Raw genomic sequence first — 936 nt, 5'->3', positions numbered from 1 at the left:
AATGCGCTGGATGTGGTAATTTATCAGCATATCGACCATTTTCACTATAGTCTCTTTGTTGTTCATGCGGCCTTACATGACATATTAAATTATCAGATTTATTTACAAAATTATTATTAATTCTCCATCCGTCTTTTGTACTTTTATCAGGTACAGCTTCCAAAGTAACACCATTATTAATTTTATAAACCGTATCTTCCCACATTTGTTTTACTGGTCCTTCCACATCTTCTTCTGGCATAGTAAAAAACTTAATACCTCTAAAAATGTCTGTTTCACCTTCTGTTTTTACTACAAAAAATAAAAATCTCGTTTCTAATAAAAAGTTGTGCCATTGTGCACTTGGAAATCCTTCTTCATCATCCCAAGTTTCTTTTGATAATTCATCAAACTTAAAAGCTCCAAATGACATACTCTCTTTATTTTGATTTTTTTCATTAAACTTAACGGTTTTTACTACAATTGAAGATTTCTCAAACTCTTCTACTTGAGGGAAAGGTTTACTTTTAGTAATTTTACCTTGTAAATTTAATATTGCGGAAGCAATTCTATAATTTAAATTATATGCTCCTTTTTTAATATCAAAATAATTACATAACTCATCAATACTCCATCCAATATATGGTTGGAACTTTTCCATAACAATTTCTTCTATTGATTTCTCTTCAATTTCAAACTTATCTTTGATGATAGAGTCTATTTTTTCATCACCTAACACGTATTTTCTTAATAATGAGGTCATATAACCTGATTTAAAAGAAAAAGCTCTCTGTTTGGCTTTTATATCCGAATAGGGTTGATTTCTAACAGATTTAGAAGTTGCGCCTTTTGTACATGGAGATAAATAATTTGTTAACCCCTCACTTAACTCATGTGCCCTACCATCTTTTATGTATTCGTTTATTACCTCCCAATCTTGTTTAATAATTTCATAAT

At 29.6% G+C, this 936-nt stretch carries 1 protein-coding gene; it reads right to left on the bottom strand.

The window, feature by feature from the left end:
* The coding region (locus ACF91D_RS30715; protein WP_392438540.1) for a Sau3AI family type II restriction endonuclease at positions 1-936 on the bottom strand (936 nt) is incomplete at both ends.

The organism is Staphylococcus sp. 231237_7MaSpsaltlick (genome assembly GCF_043107035.1).
This window is presented reverse-complemented; position numbering and strand designations above follow the sequence as displayed.